This window comes from Corynebacterium sp. HMSC069E04, from assembly GCF_001813175.1.
Lineage (GTDB): Bacteria > Actinomycetota > Actinomycetes > Mycobacteriales > Mycobacteriaceae > Corynebacterium > Corynebacterium aurimucosum.
In genome coordinates this window covers 129,375-144,841 of the sequence record NZ_KV811627.1, presented here as the reverse complement: position 1 = coordinate 144,841, position 15,467 = coordinate 129,375, and the positions used below count along the sequence as shown (strand labels likewise).

At 61.2% G+C, this 15,467-nt stretch carries 18 protein-coding genes; 13 read left to right on the top strand and 5 right to left on the bottom strand.

Annotation, left to right across the window (positions count from 1 at the left end):
- Positions 1-192: 192 nt before the first annotated feature.
- Positions 193-726: a lipoprotein gene (locus tag HMPREF2896_RS01660; protein WP_070717179.1), complete on the bottom strand. Its 534-nt coding sequence runs from the start codon at positions 724-726 to the stop codon at positions 193-195.
- 104 nt (positions 727-830) lie between these two features.
- Here HMPREF2896_RS01660 and HMPREF2896_RS01655 point away from each other — a divergent pair, with 104 nt between their 5' ends.
- Complete coding sequence (locus HMPREF2896_RS01655) at positions 831-1,658, top strand: esterase/lipase family protein (protein ID WP_070717176.1); 828 nt, start codon at positions 831-833, stop codon at positions 1,656-1,658.
- Complete coding sequence (locus HMPREF2896_RS01650) at positions 1,658-1,954, top strand: CHY zinc finger protein (RefSeq protein WP_010188246.1); 297 nt, start codon at positions 1,658-1,660, stop codon at positions 1,952-1,954. The genes HMPREF2896_RS01655 and HMPREF2896_RS01650 overlap by 1 nt, the downstream gene beginning before the upstream one ends.
- A gap of 4 nt (positions 1,955-1,958) precedes the next feature.
- Here the strand turns inward: HMPREF2896_RS01650 and HMPREF2896_RS01645 are convergent, their stop codons facing one another.
- Complete coding sequence (locus HMPREF2896_RS01645; protein WP_371325883.1) at positions 1,959-2,474, bottom strand: hypothetical protein; 516 nt, start codon at positions 2,472-2,474, stop codon at positions 1,959-1,961.
- A 41-nt stretch (positions 2,475-2,515) separates the two neighbouring features.
- The gene (locus HMPREF2896_RS01640) at positions 2,516-3,832 is read right to left on the bottom strand and encodes a M20/M25/M40 family metallo-hydrolase (RefSeq protein ID WP_070717172.1); all 1,317 of its coding nucleotides are present in this window, start codon (positions 3,830-3,832) and stop codon (positions 2,516-2,518) included.
- A gap of 77 nt (positions 3,833-3,909) precedes the next feature.
- Between HMPREF2896_RS01640 and bioB the strand changes: the two genes are divergently transcribed.
- Genes bioB through HMPREF2896_RS01625 form a run of 3 tightly spaced genes read left to right on the top strand, consistent with a single transcriptional unit; the run spans position 3,910 to position 6,079 of the window.
- The gene (gene bioB / locus HMPREF2896_RS01635; protein ID WP_070717167.1) at positions 3,910-4,890 is read left to right on the top strand and encodes a biotin synthase BioB; all 981 of its coding nucleotides are present in this window, start codon (positions 3,910-3,912) and stop codon (positions 4,888-4,890) included.
- On the top strand, positions 4,890-5,144 hold the full coding sequence (locus HMPREF2896_RS01630) for a biotin synthase auxiliary protein BsaP (protein WP_070717164.1): 255 nt from the start codon (positions 4,890-4,892) through the stop codon (positions 5,142-5,144). Before bioB ends, HMPREF2896_RS01630 begins: the two co-directional genes overlap by 1 nt.
- A gap of 11 nt (positions 5,145-5,155) precedes the next feature.
- Positions 5,156-6,079 carry a Sir2 family NAD-dependent protein deacetylase gene (locus HMPREF2896_RS01625; RefSeq protein ID WP_070717160.1) on the top strand — a complete coding sequence of 308 codons (924 nt, stop codon included), beginning with the start codon at positions 5,156-5,158 and terminating at the stop codon, positions 6,077-6,079.
- Here the strand turns inward: HMPREF2896_RS01625 and HMPREF2896_RS01620 are convergent.
- Entirely contained in the window at positions 6,076-6,825 is a 750-nt protein-coding gene (locus tag HMPREF2896_RS01620) for an esterase/lipase family protein (protein ID WP_070717157.1), read from the bottom strand. The two genes, HMPREF2896_RS01625 and HMPREF2896_RS01620, sit on opposite strands and share 4 nt — an antisense overlap.
- Before the next feature lie 167 nt (positions 6,826-6,992).
- Between HMPREF2896_RS01620 and amn the strand changes: the two genes are divergently transcribed.
- The 6 genes from amn (at position 6,993) to HMPREF2896_RS01590 (ending at position 11,991) form a co-directional block, all read left to right on the top strand.
- Positions 6,993-8,396 carry an AMP nucleosidase gene (gene amn / locus HMPREF2896_RS01615; protein ID WP_070717155.1) on the top strand — a complete coding sequence of 468 codons (1,404 nt, stop codon included), beginning with the start codon at positions 6,993-6,995 and terminating at the stop codon, positions 8,394-8,396.
- A gap of 53 nt (positions 8,397-8,449) precedes the next feature.
- Positions 8,450-8,965 (top strand): phosphoribosyltransferase, encoded by a 516-nt coding sequence (locus HMPREF2896_RS01610; protein ID WP_010188260.1) that lies wholly within the window; start codon positions 8,450-8,452, stop codon positions 8,963-8,965.
- Positions 8,965-10,413: a SulP family inorganic anion transporter gene (locus HMPREF2896_RS01605; RefSeq protein ID WP_070717152.1), complete on the top strand. Its 1,449-nt coding sequence runs from the start codon at positions 8,965-8,967 to the stop codon at positions 10,411-10,413. The genes HMPREF2896_RS01610 and HMPREF2896_RS01605 overlap by 1 nt, the downstream gene beginning before the upstream one ends.
- Positions 10,414-10,546: 133 nt before the next feature.
- Positions 10,547-11,029 (top strand): ferritin, encoded by a 483-nt coding sequence (locus HMPREF2896_RS01600; RefSeq protein ID WP_070444417.1) that lies wholly within the window; start codon positions 10,547-10,549, stop codon positions 11,027-11,029.
- 64 nt (positions 11,030-11,093) lie between these two features.
- Positions 11,094-11,480, top strand: coding sequence for a hypothetical protein (locus tag HMPREF2896_RS01595; RefSeq protein WP_070444414.1), 387 nt, complete (start codon positions 11,094-11,096; stop codon positions 11,478-11,480).
- A complete protein-coding gene (locus HMPREF2896_RS01590) occupies positions 11,422-11,991 on the top strand; it encodes an HAD-IA family hydrolase (RefSeq protein WP_070444412.1) in 570 nt (189 codons plus the stop codon). Before HMPREF2896_RS01595 ends, HMPREF2896_RS01590 begins: the two co-directional genes overlap by 59 nt.
- On the opposite strand, the gene HMPREF2896_RS01585 is transcribed toward HMPREF2896_RS01590, so the two are convergent.
- On the bottom strand, positions 11,988-13,064 hold the full coding sequence (locus HMPREF2896_RS01585; protein ID WP_070444410.1) for an ROK family protein: 1,077 nt from the start codon (positions 13,062-13,064) through the stop codon (positions 11,988-11,990). The genes HMPREF2896_RS01590 and HMPREF2896_RS01585 overlap by 4 nt on opposite strands.
- A gap of 97 nt (positions 13,065-13,161) precedes the next feature.
- On the opposite strand from HMPREF2896_RS01585, the gene HMPREF2896_RS01580 reads away from it, so the two are divergent.
- Both HMPREF2896_RS01580 and HMPREF2896_RS01575 read left to right on the top strand, forming a co-directional pair.
- Positions 13,162-13,731, top strand: a complete 570-nt coding sequence (locus HMPREF2896_RS01580) for an LOG family protein (RefSeq protein ID WP_070710523.1) — start codon at positions 13,162-13,164, stop codon at positions 13,729-13,731.
- Between the two features lie 70 nt (positions 13,732-13,801).
- Positions 13,802-15,463: a DUF885 domain-containing protein gene (locus HMPREF2896_RS01575; protein ID WP_070444406.1), complete on the top strand. Its 1,662-nt coding sequence runs from the start codon at positions 13,802-13,804 to the stop codon at positions 15,461-15,463.
- The last annotated feature ends 4 nt before the right edge of the window (positions 15,464-15,467 follow it).

Below are 15,467 nucleotides of genomic sequence, written 5' to 3'. Positions count from 1 at the left end.
ATGCGGAACGATGTCTCCGAACCAGACACCGCCCCGGGCACGCTGTAACAGCCCCGCATCTTCTTGCGGGGCTGTTGTCGTTTTCGGGTAAGCCTACGTTCACGGTAAATAGTGGCCAGAAATTTGAAGTTTTTCGCTCTTATTTACCGTGAACGACAGTGACAGGTTCGTGAGAAGGGGTGTACCGCCGGCTTAAGCGCTTTGCCAGCGCATCCTGCCATCAGAAGCGGGCGCGCACGTCATCGGGACACCTTTCTTTGATACGCCGCTACCGCCATTGCAATACGCGCCGGGGTGAACGTAGTTCTGTTGTACGGCGGGTGCTTCATAAATAGCGGCGGCCTCTTGCACTGGGGGATTCGCGGCCATCATTTCGTCGGCGCATTGTTGCGTCCAGCCAGAAGTTCCATCGCTGAAGAATGTGGTTCCGGTTTCGTGCAGTGAGACGTCACCGCAGGATTCGATGGTCTTCTCCATCGGAGTAGGCTGCGCTACACCAGGCGCCTCGGTGAAGCCGATGACTTCTTCTTGCGGTTGATCCACGCCGATATCTTCGGCGCTTTCCTCGGCAGTGGGAAGGGTGGGGCGTGGGGTCTCTTCTGCTGTTTCAGTAACGCTGGTGCTTGTGCTTGGTGACGTCTCACTCTCAGGAGTGGATTCAACGTCGAGTGAGGAACAGCCGCTGAGCACAAAGAGCGCAGCGGCAAGAGAGAGAAGTCGCTTCATTTCAGATCCTTTGTCTATCCATCATCATGCTAGTGGCCGCCACCCCACATGCGCAGAGAAACCACACAGTAAATGGCCAGCCTTGGAGGATAAGCTAGTGCCTCATGAAAAACGGCTTTCTACAGCGCGCTTTCTTGGCCATCCTCCTCGGCACCGCCGCTCCTGTTCCGGCTCATGCCCAGACCATCGAGACCTCCGCCGCGCAGGATCTCGGTATCAATGATCCTGACTGTAAGCCCACGGGTTCGGTCACCGAGCCGGTCGTCCTTCTCCACGGCACCTCAGCCAACGCGGCCGATTGGAATGATCTCATCCCAAAACTCACCGAGCAGGGCATGTGCGTGTGGGCCTTCGACTACGGCGCCGAGGACATCACGTACCAGAATGCCTATGACTACATGAAGGGTATTGCGGATCTGGATTCTTCAGGGCGCGAAATAGCCGGGCACATTGAGCACATCCGTGAGGTCACCGGAGCACACAAAGTAAACCTCGTCGGTTTCTCCCAAGGCGGCCTGCACACCAAGACCTTCACGCAGCTTTACGGCTCAGCAGAGGAAGTGAACCGAGTGGTTACAATCGGTGCGAACTTCCACGGGACAACGTGGGGTGACAGAGCAACACCCCTCAGCACGGCGGCCAAAATCGCGCCCGATGTGGTTGATTTCCTGGGCACCAGCGCCGGCATCCAGCAGTTGCAGGGCTCGGACTTTATGGAGGATCTCAATCAGCTTCCGGACACCGCGCCCGGCGTCACCTACACGTCCATCTACTCGCCGGCGGATAACACCGTGACGCCAAATCGGACCTCTGAGCTCACCGCTGTCCCGGGCGCGGACGTGGCCAACGTGGAGTCCGCTCCCGTCGAGCACGGGCAGCTGCCCCATGATTCGCGCGTGCACGAACAGATCATATGGGGACTGACGCGCTAATGACCCAAATCCAAGGGGCCATCGACGCGGAAGGCAGGTGCCGTCACTGGCACACGCTTGTCGATGTCATTGCGAACAAGTGCCACACCTGCGGCGGATGGTTCGCGTGTTCGCTCTGCCACGCGGAATTAACGGATCATGACTTCGGGCCCATGCCGAAGGACGAGCTGTGCGTCATGTGTGGGGCCTGCGGCCGAACAATGACCTACGCCGAATACTCGGCATATAAATGCCCCGCGTGCGGGCACGCCTTCAATCCAGGCTGTGCGCTGCACGCGGGGACGTATTTCAGCTAGGCAACTACGGCAAAAGCGGGGCCAGCGGGGTGCCCTCGACGAGGGTCTTCAGGTACGCCAGAATGTCCGGGACGTTGAAGGTGAAGTTGCCGATGGTCACCGGGAAGGTCGGAAAAGCGTTGTTCGCTGGGGCGTTATTGCCGTTATTGGCTGGAGCACTGTGACCGCCGTTGTGGCCACCACCGTTGTTGGCAGGAGCGGTGTTGTTGGCTGGGGCACCACCGTTGTTGGCAGGTGTACCACCGCCACCGTTTAGGCCACAGCGAGCGATGGCCTCGTCGGCGCGGGCGATGGCATCGCGGATCTCGCCGCCGCGCGGGTGGAAGTTAGCAGCAGCAAGTGCCTGGGACTTCTTGCTGTTGTAGTCGGACGGGTTGGTGTAGTACTTGGTGGCCTGCTCACAGGAAATCTGGCCGGCCGGGACCTTGGCCAGATAGTCATCCACCATGTCGGCGGAGGCGGCAGGAGCGGACAGACCGATGGCAGCAGCAACGGAGCAGAGGACAAGCTTATTTCTCATGCGCCACATTGTGCCACAGCTTTTACACGTTTGTGCAAGTACTAACGCGCCAGGAAACGATTTACCAGCGAAAAATACGCCTTCACAGTCAAATCCAAGTCTTCCAGGTAAAGGTGCTCATCGTGGCTGTGCAGCTGTGAGTTTGCGCTGGCCATGTCCCGATCCTCGGCATGCAGTGCAAAACCGTAGGCATTGCCGCCGCGGCGACGAGCCACGCGCAAGTCGGAGCCACCTGTTGCCAGCACTGGCAGCACTTCCTTATCCGGGAAAAACTCGTGAGCGGTCTCTTCGATGCAGCGCCAGAGCTCAGTGTCGGTGGAGGACTGCGTGGCGTCCTCAGTAATAAGGTGCTCGATCTCTACCTCCTCGGCCATATCGCCGAGGGCCTCACGCAGGAACTCGTCGAGCTCCTCCTGGGTCTGGCCGGGGAAGGGGCGGATGTCCATCTCTAGATAGGCGTGGGAGGGCAGTACGTTGATGGCACCACCTGCACGTAGGACAGTTTGGGCAATCGTCGTGTGCGAGAAGGCGTGGGCGTAGGCAGACAAATTACCGAACTTTTCGTAGTCGGCAGCGGTAGCGGAGCCGTCGAGAAGCGCTGCCTCCGTTGCGGGGTCGAAGCGGAAGGTCTTGACGAATCCCTGCCACACCTCATCCGTGGCCACGGGCGGCTCAGCGGCGGCGATGCGGCGAGCGACCTCACCGATCTTGACGATGGAAAAGTCCTTGCCGAAAGGCGTTGAGCCATGACCGGCATCGCCATGCACGTGCAGGCGGCGCTGGCCCGCGCCCTTCTCGCCGACGTTGAAGCCGAGCGCGCCGGGCAGGTGGCTGCCGCCGGTCTCCGAGAGGCAGTTGCGCACCGAGTAGGCCTCGGGGTGGTGTTTGTCCATCCAGATGGAGCCTAAACCGCCGCGGGCTTCTTCATCGGCCATGCCCACGAAGGCCAGGGTGCCGCCTGGGTTGCCGCGCTTGGCCACATCGCGAGTCACCGCCGCCATCGTCGCCGTAATAAAGAGCATGTCTACCGCGCCGCGGCCGTAGAGCTTGCCATCCTCGATGACGGCGTCGAAGGGAGGCTTGGTCCACTTCGGCTCGTCGACGGGCACGACATCCGTATGCCCCATGAGCGTTAGCGGCTCCTTGTCCGGGTCACCCGGAACGGTCACCACGATGGTCACGCGGCCTGGGTGCGATTCATAGCGTTGGATCTCCACTGGGGTACCTGCAAAAAATCGCTCCAAGGTATCAGCATTGCGGACTTCGTTGCCGGAGTCCGGCGTGAGGTCATTCACGCAAGCATTGCGAATAAGCTCCTGAAGTAGTGTGAGGGTGTCGTCATAGAGCGTGGAATCCATGGCATAAAGAGTAGCCGTGCACAAAAAAGCGCGTCGATTTACCGCAACTTGAACGGTGTTCAAGTAAGGTTTCCCGCATGAGCATCGTAGATATCGCACGCGAGAAGGCCCTGGAGCAGGGCATCGGCCTGAACGAAGAAGAACTCCTGCAAGTCCTCCAGATCCCGGATGAGCAGCTGGAAGAGATCGCCGACATCGCCCATAAGACGCGCCTGAAGTGGTGCGGCCCGGACGTGTCTGTGGAAGGCATCATCTCCATTAAGACCGGCGGCTGCCCGGAGGACTGCCACTTCTGCTCGCAGTCAGGCCTGTTCGAGTCTCCCGTGCGCGCCGCGCGCCTCAACATCCCGGAGCTCGTGGAAGCCGCCAAGAAGACCGCTAAGACCGGCGCTACGGAGTTCTGCATCGTGGCTGCGGTCAAAGCACCAGATGAGAACCTCCTGTCCCAGGTTGCCGAGGCCATCCCGGCCATCCTCGATGAAGTCGATATCGAAATCTCCCTATCCCTGGGCACGCTGACGCGCGAACAAGCCCAGCGCCTTAAGGATATGGGCGCCCAGCGCTACAACCACAACCTGGAGACCTCCAAGTCTTTCTTCCCCAACGTGGTCACGACCCACACCTGGGAGGAGCGCAAAGAAACCCTCGAGAACGTCCGTGCTGTCGGCATGGAGATTTGCTCCGGCGGCATCATCGGAATGGGCGAATCTCTCGAAGATCGCGCCGAGTTCGCCTACCAGCTGGCCCAGCTCGAGCCCTGCGAGGTGCCGATGAACTTCCTCGACCCGCGCCCGGGCACCCCGTTCGCGAACTACCCCCTGGTCCCGCTCGGTGAGGCGCTGCGTGCCGTGGCCGCCTTCCGCCTGGCTATGCCGTCGGTGACCCTCCGCTTTGCAGGCGGCCGCGAGCTCTCGCTCGGCGACGACGGCACGGAAAAGGGCCTGCTTGGCGGCATCAACGCCATCATCGCCGGCAACTACCTGACCACGCTGGGCAAGCAGATTGAGAAGGACGTCGACATGCTCGGCCGCATCGATCTGCCCATCAAGGCGCTCTGATGAACAGCTCGACGGAGCTGGCCGCCGCCGTCCTTGCCGGCGAGGAGCCACTATTCCATCCCAACACCGGCAAGCCGCTCAGTGAAAACTTTCCCCTCCATCCAGCAGCCGCGGCGGGCCTGGACGTCCCGCGCTATTGCCAGCTGTGCGGGCGTCGCATGGTGGTGCAGGTGCGCCCGGACGGCTGGAACGCGCGTTGTTCGCGCCACGGCGAGCTCGACTCGGACCACCTCTATGAGGAGGCACTTCCGTAAGCTGGGGCACCATGGATCCCGCCGTTGCCCACGCCCACCAGTCCGCGCTGCGCTCCATCTCCCGGGTCGTCGCCGAGATTGCGGAGCCGACTCCCCCACAACAGGCACTGGAGGCCGTCGCCGAGCAACTGCGCCGCGGCAACGTCATGGTCCTCACCGGGGCGGGAGTGTCCACGGAATCAGGCGTGCCGGACTACCGCGGCCCGCACGGTTCCCTCAGCCGCCACCGCCCCATGACCTATCAGGAATTTCTCCACGATCCGCAGGCCTCGCACCGCTATTGGGCCCGTGCTTTCGTTGGCTGGCGGGTCATGCAGGCCGCACACCCCAACCGCACGCACTACGCGTTGGTCGAACTCGAGCGCGCCGGGCTCCTTACGGGTGTTGTCACCCAAAACGTCGACGGCCTCCACGAGGAAGCCGGGCAGCGCAACCTCATCGCCCTGCACGGGGACATGCAACACGTGGTGTGCTTGAGCTGCGGATACGAAGAAACACGCGCGGACTACGACGCCCGCGCGGCCACAGCCAACCCGACATATCTGCAACGCTGGGCAGTCAACAAAGAGGACGTTAACCCCGACGGCGACGTTGCCCTCAGCCACGAAGCGGTCGAAGAATTTGTCATGCCCGGCTGCGTGCGGTGCGGCTCACAGCGCCTCAAGCCAGACGTGGTCTATTTTGGGGAGCCCGTCCCCACCTATAAGAAGGACGCCGCCTATGCGATGGTCAACGAGTCTGACTCCCTGCTGGTAGCCGGCTCTTCGCTGGCGGTCATGAGCGGCTTCCGCTTCGTTCTGGAGGCCAAGAAACAGGGCAAGCGCGTAGCCACCATCAATGGAGGGCCAGGACGCGCGGATGACCGCGTAGACACCCTGTGGCGCACTCAAGTGGGCCCGGCTTTCGATGCGATCCTGGACGAGCTAGAACTCTAGAGTTGCTCCAGTTCTTCGAGGACAAACTGGCATACCCGCCTATCCATGGGCATATCTTCGTGGCGGATTATCGCGCGGCGCTCGATGTCCTGAATATAGATATTTCTTACCTGCTGGCCATTGAGGAAACAGGTGTTGGGCGGAACCACGATGGCATCGGAGCGCGTGGCGATGCACGTATAGCTCACTCCGGGTTCGACCTCACTGCCGCGGTTCGTGTCCTCAATTATCTTGCTGCCGGTTACTTGCTGCATTCCGGCGGGGCCAAACCAGGCGTCGATAAGCGAGCGCGCCACTTCCTCCTGCCTTTCGCTGCGAAAGAGGGGGCTGGCGATTCCACCCTGGGTCGTGCCGTGGTTGGGTGCACTGATACAGACGACGTGCCGTACACACTCTGCGCCGTCGTGCATGCGCATCCAGTACCGAGCCAATAACCCACCTTGTGAATGCCCGACGAGGATTACTTTTTCAGCGCCGGTAACGGTGCGGACGGCGTTGACGTAGGCGTCGAGCTGCCGGGCGGATTCCTGCAGGGGGCCGGTGGCGCGGGTCCCGTAGTCAGGGGCGAAGGTGGCCCAGCCAGCGGCGCGGAGCATTCCTGCGAGAACCTGCCATATCCCCTTGCTGTCGCAGGTTCCGTGGATCAAAACAACCGCCCAGGGTCGTTCGGCGGTGGGACGCGCGGACCAGTCGTCTTCGTAGACGCCGCGCGGACGTCTGCGGGCACCGAGGGGGAGTGGGATCATGGAATTTCAGTTTACTCTTGACCCTTATCCAACTTTCGTACTAAGCTAAGGCTTGCCTAATTTGGTCCGGCGGTGAGCTCCACACCGCACGCGCTACCGGATTAGTCATGGGGATAGGGCCCGCCGCTTCACCGCGGCGGGCTTCTTTCATGGATACACTCGCGGGCATGACCGACCTGCAGCATGTCCACTCCGTCAACGAAGCGGTTGCGCGCCTCAGCGAGCTCTATGACAGTTCTTGCGAGCTGGCACGTCACGCACTCGCCTCGGGGGGCCACGACGCCTACCGCCACGTGGTCTACCCGAAGATCACCGTGCATGTGCGTCAGTGGACGCCCATCGACCGCTCTGAACCCTTCGGCTACGTGGACCAAGAGGGCCGCTACTCGGCGGTGATATCAAAGCCATGGCTGATTCGTGGATACCTCACAGAGCAGCTCACGCGGCTCACCAATAACTATCCCTGCGATATTTACGTGGGCCAATCAGATGAGCGCATCCCGCCGGAATATATCCGGGGGATTACAGAAATTCCCCAGGACCGCGGCGACATACCCCGGCCCACGCTCGATGCGGTGCATGACGGAATCGTTGACGGCGCCTGGAAAGCCTTCCACGGGAAGGAAAAGCCACTCTTTCACTTTGGCCCGCAGCGCTTCGACATCGCCTGCGCCCGCATCGAGCACTACACCGGCATTGAGGTGGACACCGTGCAGAAGTACATCCTGTTCACCAACTACGCCATGCACACCACCGAGTTCGTTAAGTTCGGCCTGCGCGAGCTGGCCCGGGAAGACTCGCGCTATACCGCGCTCGTGCTGCCCACGGGGGAGACCATCCACCCCAACGACGCGGTGCTTCTCGACGTCGACGAGCTCACCCTCACCTCGCGCTACCAGATGCCGCGCTTTGATCTCATCACCGCCGGCGGCGACGGCATCACGATGATCAACATTGGAGTCGGCCCTTCTAACGCCAAGACCATCACGGACTGCCTCGCGGTGCTGCGCCCGGAGGCCTGGATCATGATCGGCCACTGCGCTGGACTTGATGGCCGCATGCGCATCGGTGATCTCATCCTGGGCAATGCTTATCAGCGTGAAGACCACATCCTCGACGGCACCGTCACCACCAGCAACCCGATTCCCGCCATCCCGGAGATCCAGCGCATGCTGGAGGCCGCCGTCGACGAGGTGTATGGGAAAGACAATTCGCTCATGCGCACCGGCACGGTGCTCTCCACCGATGACCGCAACTGGGAGTGGCGCACCTCCCGGGATTTGTGGGAATGGCTGCGCCACTCCACCGCAGTGGCAGTAGATATGGAATCCTGCACCCTCGCCGCCAACGGCTACCGCTACCGCATCCCGTACGGCACACTGCTATCCGTGTCCGATCTTCCATTGCACGCCGTGCCTAAACTTCCTGCCCAAGCGCAGGCCTTTTATTCGAATTCCAAGGAGGCTCACGTCATGTGCGCGGTGCGCGCGGTGGAGGCCTTGGCGGAGAATCCGGAGCGGCTGCGCACCCGCAAATTGCGGCGAACGGTGGCAGAGGTTCCGTTCCGCTGAGGGAGATGATTAAACTGAGGGAAATGCACAATCTGGCGAAGGAGACCTAGACGATGAGCACCCCGGAGTGGTGGAACCCGGAACGCGAGAACCTGACCTGGGAGGTCTTCGGTGAGGCCAGTCGCTTCCTGTCCCAAGAAATCGTGGATTCGGGCTGGTTCCCGGACCTCATCGTGGGCGTGGCCCGCGGTGGATTGATCCCAGCCGGCGCTATTGGCTACGCCATCGGCGTCAAGGAGATGGGCGCTATCAACGTGGAGTTCTACACCGATATCGGTGAGACCCTTCCGGAGCCGATTCTCCTTAACCCGCAGCTAGATACAGACTCGCTCAAGGACAAGAAGGTCCTCGTCGTTGATGACGTGGCGGATTCCGGCAAGACCCTCGACCTCGTGGTCAACCTGCTCGAGCAGACCGCATCCGAGGTCAAGTCCGCGGTGATCTACACGAAGCCGACCACCATCTTTGAGCCGGACTTCTCGTGGAAGAAGACCGACCAGTGGATCAACTTCGCATGGTCCGTCCTCCCGGTCATCACGCGCGATGGCTCTTTCCAGGAAGGACATTAATGTCAGAAGCCTCCGCCGGTTCTTTCCGCGCGGCTTTCAACTCGCCCGCCCGCTTCCGTAAAGAAGTGTTTGGCGGGCTTGCTGTTGCGCTCGCCCTCATCCCGGAAGTTTTAAGTTTCTCCATCCTCGCCGGACTCGACCCTAAGGTGGGTCTTTTCGCCTCCGTCATCATGGCGATGTCCATCGCCATCACCGGCGGGCGCCCAGCCATGATCTCCGCCGCGGCGGGTTCGGTCGCCGTGGTCATCGCACCACTTGCCCACGAGCATGGCCTGCACTACGTCCTCGTCACCATCTGGATGGCGGGAATTCTGCAGGTGGTGATGGCAGTGCTGGGCGTCGCCAAGCTCATGCGTTTCATCCCTCGCAGCGTCATGCTGGGTTTTGTCAACGCCTTAGGCATCCTCATGTTCACCGCGCAGCTGAGCCATCTGTGGAACGTGCCGTGGCTGGTGTATGTCCTCGTCGCCTTGGGCCTGCTGATCATGGTGGTGTGGCCGCGAATCACCACGGTAATCCCTGCGCCGCTCATGGCGATCGTGGTTGTCACCGTGCTGACTGTGATTTTCGGCTGGCAGGTTCCCGACGTTGCAGACCAAGGCGAGCTGCCGACCTCCCTGCCTGGCTTCATTATTCCGGATGTGCCGTGGACGAAGGACACTCTCCTCCTCTGCCTTCCCTATGCACTGGGCGTGGCGCTAGTCGGCCTCATGGAATCTCTGCTCACCGCCAAGCTTGTCGATGACCTCACGGACACCCACTCCGATAAGACACGCGAATCCGTAGGACAGGGCATCGGCAACATGCTCGCCGCGGCCATCGGCGGCATGGGCGTGTGCGCGATGATCGGCCAGACCATGATCAACGTCAAGGAATCCCAGGCACGCACGCGCTTGTCGACGTTCCTCGCCGGCGTCTTCCTCCTTATCCTCATCCTCGTGTTGGGGGATACCGTAGGGAAAATCCCCATGGCTGCTCTCGTGGCGGTCATGTTCATGGTGTCTTTCCACACCGTGGATTGGCGCTCGGTGCGCACGATTCACCGTATGCCTCTGAGCGAAACCCTCGTCATGCTCGTGACGGTGATTGGCACCTTGGCCACGAATAACCTGGCGGTCGGTGTGATCCTCGGCGTCCTCACCGCCTCGGTGGCCTTTGCGCGCCGCGTGGCGCACCTGGTGTCGGTGGAGCTGGAGGGCAACGTCTACACCGTGCGCGGCCAGCTTTTCTTCGCGTCGTCCAACGATCTGGTCTACGCCTTCGATTACACCCTGCCGGTGGACAAGGTCATTGTGGATTTCTCGGAGGCCGATATTTGGGATGCCTCAACCGTGGCGGTGCTTGAATCCGTGGAAAACAAGTACGCAAGTCGTGGAGTAGCGGTGGAATTCCGCGGCCTCGATGGCGTTAGCCTCGCGCGCTACCAGAGAATTTCTGGTTTGGGTTAGGTAAACCTACCAGAAAAAGTGTTATGAGGTGCGAGTTTGCTTAAGATCGCCTTGCTAGCGCGTCCAGAGAATTTCTGTATTGTGGGAACAAAACACGAAATTGTGGGAACAACACACGAAAGGATTAACTCTTATGGATGAGAAACTGCAAACGCTCCTCAACGCCCAGGTCAATAACGAGCACGGCGCAGCCCTGATTTACACCCAGCTGGCCTACGAGATGGACAACCTGTCCTTCCCGGGTATGCGCGATTGGTTCTTCAAGCAGGCAGAGGAAGAGCGCGAGCACGCACAGAAGTTCGCCGAGCACCTGTTGGACCGTGGCTACCGCGTCGAGTTGGAGGATATCCAGGTCGGCTCCGTCAAGGCCGCCACCCCGCTTGATGCTTTTGAGGCATCCCTCGCGCATGAGCAGAAGGTCTCGGAGCAGATCCGGGAGATCGCCCGCACCGCGGATGCCGCTGGGGATCTCGATTCCCGCGCCCTCATCAACTGGTTCCTCGAGGAGCAGGTTGAGGAAGAATCCACCGTGTCTGAGATCATTGACCAGCTCAAGCTGGTGGGCAATGACGGTTCGGGCCTACTGCGCGTCGATGGTTCGTTGGCGCAACGGTAACGAAGCCATATAGTTTCTAGGAATTCTCCCACAGCCCTCTGCGGTTGGTGGGAGAATTTCTTTCATGACTACAACGCGCCTGATGCTCATTTGCGGTGCCCTGGCCGGCCTTGTGATCGCATTGGTCGGCGGCACGTGGCTGGCCGCAACGAACATGGCGCTGGGAACCTTCTTCTTCGCTCTCGCCGTGATGCTTGGCCCGTTCGCGGGTCTAGCACTGTTGCTCTGCGCCGCCGCGGCATCGACGGCGCTGAGCCGCTCCCTGTTTAGCGTCGGCGGCTTGTTCCTCGTGGGGGCCACCTCGACGTTGTGGGCGCAGGGCACGCTGTCGCTCCCGCTCTTCGTGGCGGGCACGCTGACTGGAGCTAGTGCGGTCTGGCTACACTGGGCGCATGGCAAGTTTGCTCTTCGACCTTTATGGCGTGCTCATGCGGCCCGCCGGGAACTCTGAGTTGGAGGATTACCTCCGTCCCGAAAATGTAGAGCACTTTTGGTCCATCTATGAGGAGTTTCGCCCTGCCTATAATGCTGGGCACCTGAGCGATGCGCAGTATTGGGGCCGCATTCGCGCGCTGACGGAACTGAGCTCCTTTGACGTCAGCCACGCGACCGAACTGGACACCGAGCGCCTGTTGGTCGCCGATGAAGAGATGGTGCGCGCGGTCCTAGGGTTTATTGCTCAAGGGCATAGCGTCGGCATTTTGGCGAATGTTCCGACGGTTCTGGGAACTCGGATCCGCCAGACGCAGCCTTGGCTGAAGGAATGCGCTGCCGTGACGCTGAGCTGCGATATTGGGGTAGCCAAGCCGGATCCGGAGGCCTACCTCGTGGCCGTGGATGCCCTCGGCGCGCAGGCCAAGGACACGCACTTTTTCGATGATCGGCCGGACTTCGTCACCGCCGCCCAGCGTCTCGGGCTCAAGGCCCACCTTTTTACGGGAATCGACTCGGTTTACTTTTAGGCAGCTTTCGCCTCGCGGCCGAGCTCCAGCGGAACGCGCAGCAGCGGATCAAGCGCTACAGCGCGGGTGCAGGCGCGAACAATCTCGGTGTGCGAAGGAATCATGCGCAGCTCCACTGGGTGATCGGTGGCCTGGCGCACGGCGGAAGCAAAGAGCTTCGGGGCCGCCGGATCATCGGAGAAGGCGCCGCCGGCGACTACGAGGGTATCGGGCTTATGCTGCGTTAAAAGTTCAGCAGCGGTGGCCCCGAGGGAGCGCGCGCGGTCGTCGAGAAGCGCCCGCGTTTCTTCATCAGCATTCGCGACCACGTCTGGGAATGAGTCTCCGCCGGTCTCATTCAGCATCGCCTGCGTGGCCAGGACGTCAGCTTCGTCGAGTTCGAGCTGCACAATTTCATCGCCCAAGGTCAGCGCGGCGCCAACGGAGTCATCCGCGTAGAGCACCATGACGGGCTTCTCTGCGCCCAGCTCCGCAGACTGCGTCTCGGATCCCAGGATGGCAGGGATGACGGAGGACACGACAACCGGAACGCCGAACTGGTACTCCAGACGGCTGGCGATATCCATCTCGTCCCAGCCCAGGTTGTGGGCGGTAATGCGTCCAGCTTCGTTCACGCTGCCGGAGGTGGTCACGCCGACTGAAACCAAACGTCGATCCAGGCCGGTCATCAGGCGGTTGACACCAGCAATGATGTGCTCGATAACATCGCTTGCACTCAAGCGCGACACCGGGGTAGCCACGTCTTCCTCGCGCAGGGTGCGTCCCTTGGTGTCGAAGAAGGCGATGCGGGTAAAGGCGGTGCCAACCGCAATACCAACCAGCATCCAATCATTATCCGCCACTTCCAGGGGCACGGTGGGGCGCCCGCGGCCGCGGGACTGCGTCAAATCCGTGCGCTCACGAATCAGTCCAGCACCCAGCAGTGCGGCAGTGGCGCGGGTAATCGTCGGCTGGGAGAGTCCCGTGGCTTCGACAAGTTCACTGCGGGTAACAACGGGGTTGAGTCGAATGATGTGGAGGCACTTCGCCGCTGGGGTGCGGGGGCGAGTGAACACGGGGCCAGATTTAATCATGGCGCAAGTATAAATTCAGCAGACCGCATTGTCTAATAGAAATTGGGATTCAGTAGACATCATAGTCTAGAAGTGTGCCTGCGTTAGAGTAGTGTTCATGGATTCTGTTGCTGTGTACTGCGGCTCCGCCGCCGGAAACTCTGAAGCCTATGGCCAAGCCGCACACCTTTTGGGGGAGGAGCTCGCGCGGCGCAACCTCACCCTGGTCTATGGCGGCGGTGACGTAGGCCTGATGGGCATCGTCGCAGATTCCTGTCTTGCCGCCGGCGGCACGGTCATTGGGGTTATCCCGCGGCAGCTCGTTGATTACGAGATGTCACACCAGCGGGTAACCAAACTCGAAGTCGTGGACACCATGGCGCAGCGCAAAACGCGTATGGAGGAACTCGCGGATGCCTTCGTGTGCCTGCCGGGTGGCGTGGGAACGCTAGAGGAGCTCACCGAGGTGCTCACCTTGCAACAGTTGGGGAACCTGGATAGCCCGGTGGGTCTCGTAGACGTGAAGGGATTCTGGCAGCCGTTTATAAGAATGTACTCTGCAATGGTGCAGGAGGGGTTCGTTCAGAAGCGCTTCCTCGATGCTCTCGTGGTGAACCCCTCTCCTGCTGAAGTGCTCAACGAATTTACATCCTGGACAAGCCCGGGAAGTAAGTGGAGCAACAATTAGCTAACAAGCTGGTAAATAAGGCGGCGCTGGGTTGGCCCAAACCCCTGGATCTTCGTTAGACTTCGCCCTTATGAGTTTTGACCAGAACGCAGAGCGCCAGCCTTCGCTGCTGGACGCGTCGTGCGATAATTTCGTCCACGACCTCGCGCAGCTCACGCCCACCGATGCCACCGCGTGGGGAATTCCCGGCTTCGACGGTGAGTTGGAAGATTTCTCCCCGGAGTACTACTCCTCCGTGGCGGATCGCACTCGTGAGATGATGGCGGATCTCGATGCCCTCGATGACACCACCGACGAATCCGACGATGACGACGATTTTGACGAGGTGGACTACGTCACCGCCGCCGTCTTGCGCGACCGTCTCTGCCTGGATCTTGACCTGCACCATGCCGGTGAGGACATCCGCTGCCTTAACAACATTGCCTCCCCGGTGCAGACCATTCGCGACACCCTCATGCTCATGCCGAAGGACACCCCGGAGCAGCTTGATGCATTGCGTTCGCGCCTGTCGAAGGTGGCAACCTCGCTCAACGGCTACAAGGAGTCCCTCACCGAGGCGGCTTCGCGTGGCATGGTCGCGCCGCAGCGCCAGATCTCCGATGTCTTCGTGCAATGCGAGCGGCTTGCCGACGCCGGCTCCATGCTCGAGGACCTTGGCGTTGAAGGCCCAGAGGTGGACGCGGCCAAGGAAGCCTTCGGCGAGTTCGCCGATTGGCTCTCTAACGAGCTGCAGCCGCAGGCACCATCGCAGGATGCGGTGGGCCGCGAGCGCTACGAGCGCTTCTCCAAGCTTTTCGTTGGCGATGCCGTGGACCTCGATGAGGCCTATGAGTGGGGCATGGACCAGGTGCGCTCCATCAAGGCGGAACAAGAAAAGATCGCCCACGAGCTCTACGGCTCCGACGTCACCGTGCGCGCGGCCATGCGCAAACTCAACGAAGAGGAGCGCTACCAGCTGCACGGCACCGACGCGCTAGTGGAGTGGATGCAGTCCACCGCGGACCGCGCGATCAAGGACCTCGACGGCAACGCCTTCGACATCCCGGAGGCCGTTAAAGAAATCGAGTGCTGTATCGACCCGGCCGGCACCGGCGGCATCTTCTACACCTCGCCCTCCGATGATTTCTCCCGCCCCGGCCGCATGTGGTGGTCCGTACCGGCTGGCCAGGAGCTTTTCCACACCTGGCAGGAGCTGACAACCGTCCACCACGAGGGCGCGCCGGGCCACCATCTGCAGATTGGCGCCGCGCTGACCCAACCGGACCTCAACCTATGGCGCCGTGCGGTGACGTGGAACTCTGGCCACGGTGAGGGCTGGGCTCTATACGCTGAAGCACTCATGGCGGAGCTGGGATACATGGATGATCCGGGCTTCCGCATGGGGCTTCTCGACGCCCAACGCTTCCGCGCCGCCCGCGTCGTGGTGGATATCGGACTCCACCTGGGCAAGGCGTTGCCGGAGTGCACTGCGTCCGGCATCTGGGACAAGTCCCACGTCAAGACCTTCATGCGTGAGAACACCGCGATGGATGACGCTAACCTCTCCTTCGAGGTCACTCGTTACCTGGGCTGGCCGGGCCAGGCGCCGTCTTATGCTCTGGGCCAGCGCCTGTGGCAGCAGACCCGCGACGCTGCCGTGGAGCAGGGCATGGACGTACGTGATTTCCACTCCCAGGCATTGGCCCTAGGTTCTGTGCCGATGTCGATTCTGCGCGAGACAATTCTGGACTAGTTGT

Bases quoted from the DNA above. Each gene is read 5' to 3' on its own strand.
- HMPREF2896_RS01660 (WP_070717179.1), bottom strand. From the start codon at position 726: ATGAAGCGACTTCTCTCTCTTGCCGCTGCGCTCTTTGTGCTCAGCGGC.
- HMPREF2896_RS01655 (WP_070717176.1), top strand. From the start codon at position 831: ATGAAAAACGGCTTTCTACAGCGCGCTTTCTTGGCCATCCTCCTCGGC.
- HMPREF2896_RS01650 (WP_010188246.1), top strand. From the start codon at position 1,658: ATGACCCAAATCCAAGGGGCCATCGACGCGGAAGGCAGGTGCCGTCAC.
- HMPREF2896_RS01645 (WP_371325883.1), bottom strand. From the start codon at position 2,474: ATGAGAAATAAGCTTGTCCTCTGCTCCGTTGCTGCTGCCATCGGTCTG.
- HMPREF2896_RS01640 (WP_070717172.1), bottom strand. From the start codon at position 3,832: ATGGATTCCACGCTCTATGACGACACCCTCACACTACTTCAGGAGCTT.
- bioB (WP_070717167.1), top strand. From the start codon at position 3,910: ATGAGCATCGTAGATATCGCACGCGAGAAGGCCCTGGAGCAGGGCATC.
- HMPREF2896_RS01630 (WP_070717164.1), top strand. From the start codon at position 4,890: ATGAACAGCTCGACGGAGCTGGCCGCCGCCGTCCTTGCCGGCGAGGAG.
- HMPREF2896_RS01625 (WP_070717160.1), top strand. From the start codon at position 5,156: ATGGATCCCGCCGTTGCCCACGCCCACCAGTCCGCGCTGCGCTCCATC.
- HMPREF2896_RS01620 (WP_070717157.1), bottom strand. From the start codon at position 6,825: ATGATCCCACTCCCCCTCGGTGCCCGCAGACGTCCGCGCGGCGTCTAC.
- amn (WP_070717155.1), top strand. From the start codon at position 6,993: ATGACCGACCTGCAGCATGTCCACTCCGTCAACGAAGCGGTTGCGCGC.
- HMPREF2896_RS01610 (WP_010188260.1), top strand. From the start codon at position 8,450: ATGAGCACCCCGGAGTGGTGGAACCCGGAACGCGAGAACCTGACCTGG.
- HMPREF2896_RS01605 (WP_070717152.1), top strand. From the start codon at position 8,965: ATGTCAGAAGCCTCCGCCGGTTCTTTCCGCGCGGCTTTCAACTCGCCC.
- HMPREF2896_RS01600 (WP_070444417.1), top strand. From the start codon at position 10,547: ATGGATGAGAAACTGCAAACGCTCCTCAACGCCCAGGTCAATAACGAG.
- HMPREF2896_RS01595 (WP_070444414.1), top strand. From the start codon at position 11,094: ATGACTACAACGCGCCTGATGCTCATTTGCGGTGCCCTGGCCGGCCTT.
- HMPREF2896_RS01590 (WP_070444412.1), top strand. From the start codon at position 11,422: ATGGCAAGTTTGCTCTTCGACCTTTATGGCGTGCTCATGCGGCCCGCC.
- HMPREF2896_RS01585 (WP_070444410.1), bottom strand. From the start codon at position 13,064: ATGATTAAATCTGGCCCCGTGTTCACTCGCCCCCGCACCCCAGCGGCG.
- HMPREF2896_RS01580 (WP_070710523.1), top strand. From the start codon at position 13,162: ATGGATTCTGTTGCTGTGTACTGCGGCTCCGCCGCCGGAAACTCTGAA.
- HMPREF2896_RS01575 (WP_070444406.1), top strand. From the start codon at position 13,802: ATGAGTTTTGACCAGAACGCAGAGCGCCAGCCTTCGCTGCTGGACGCG.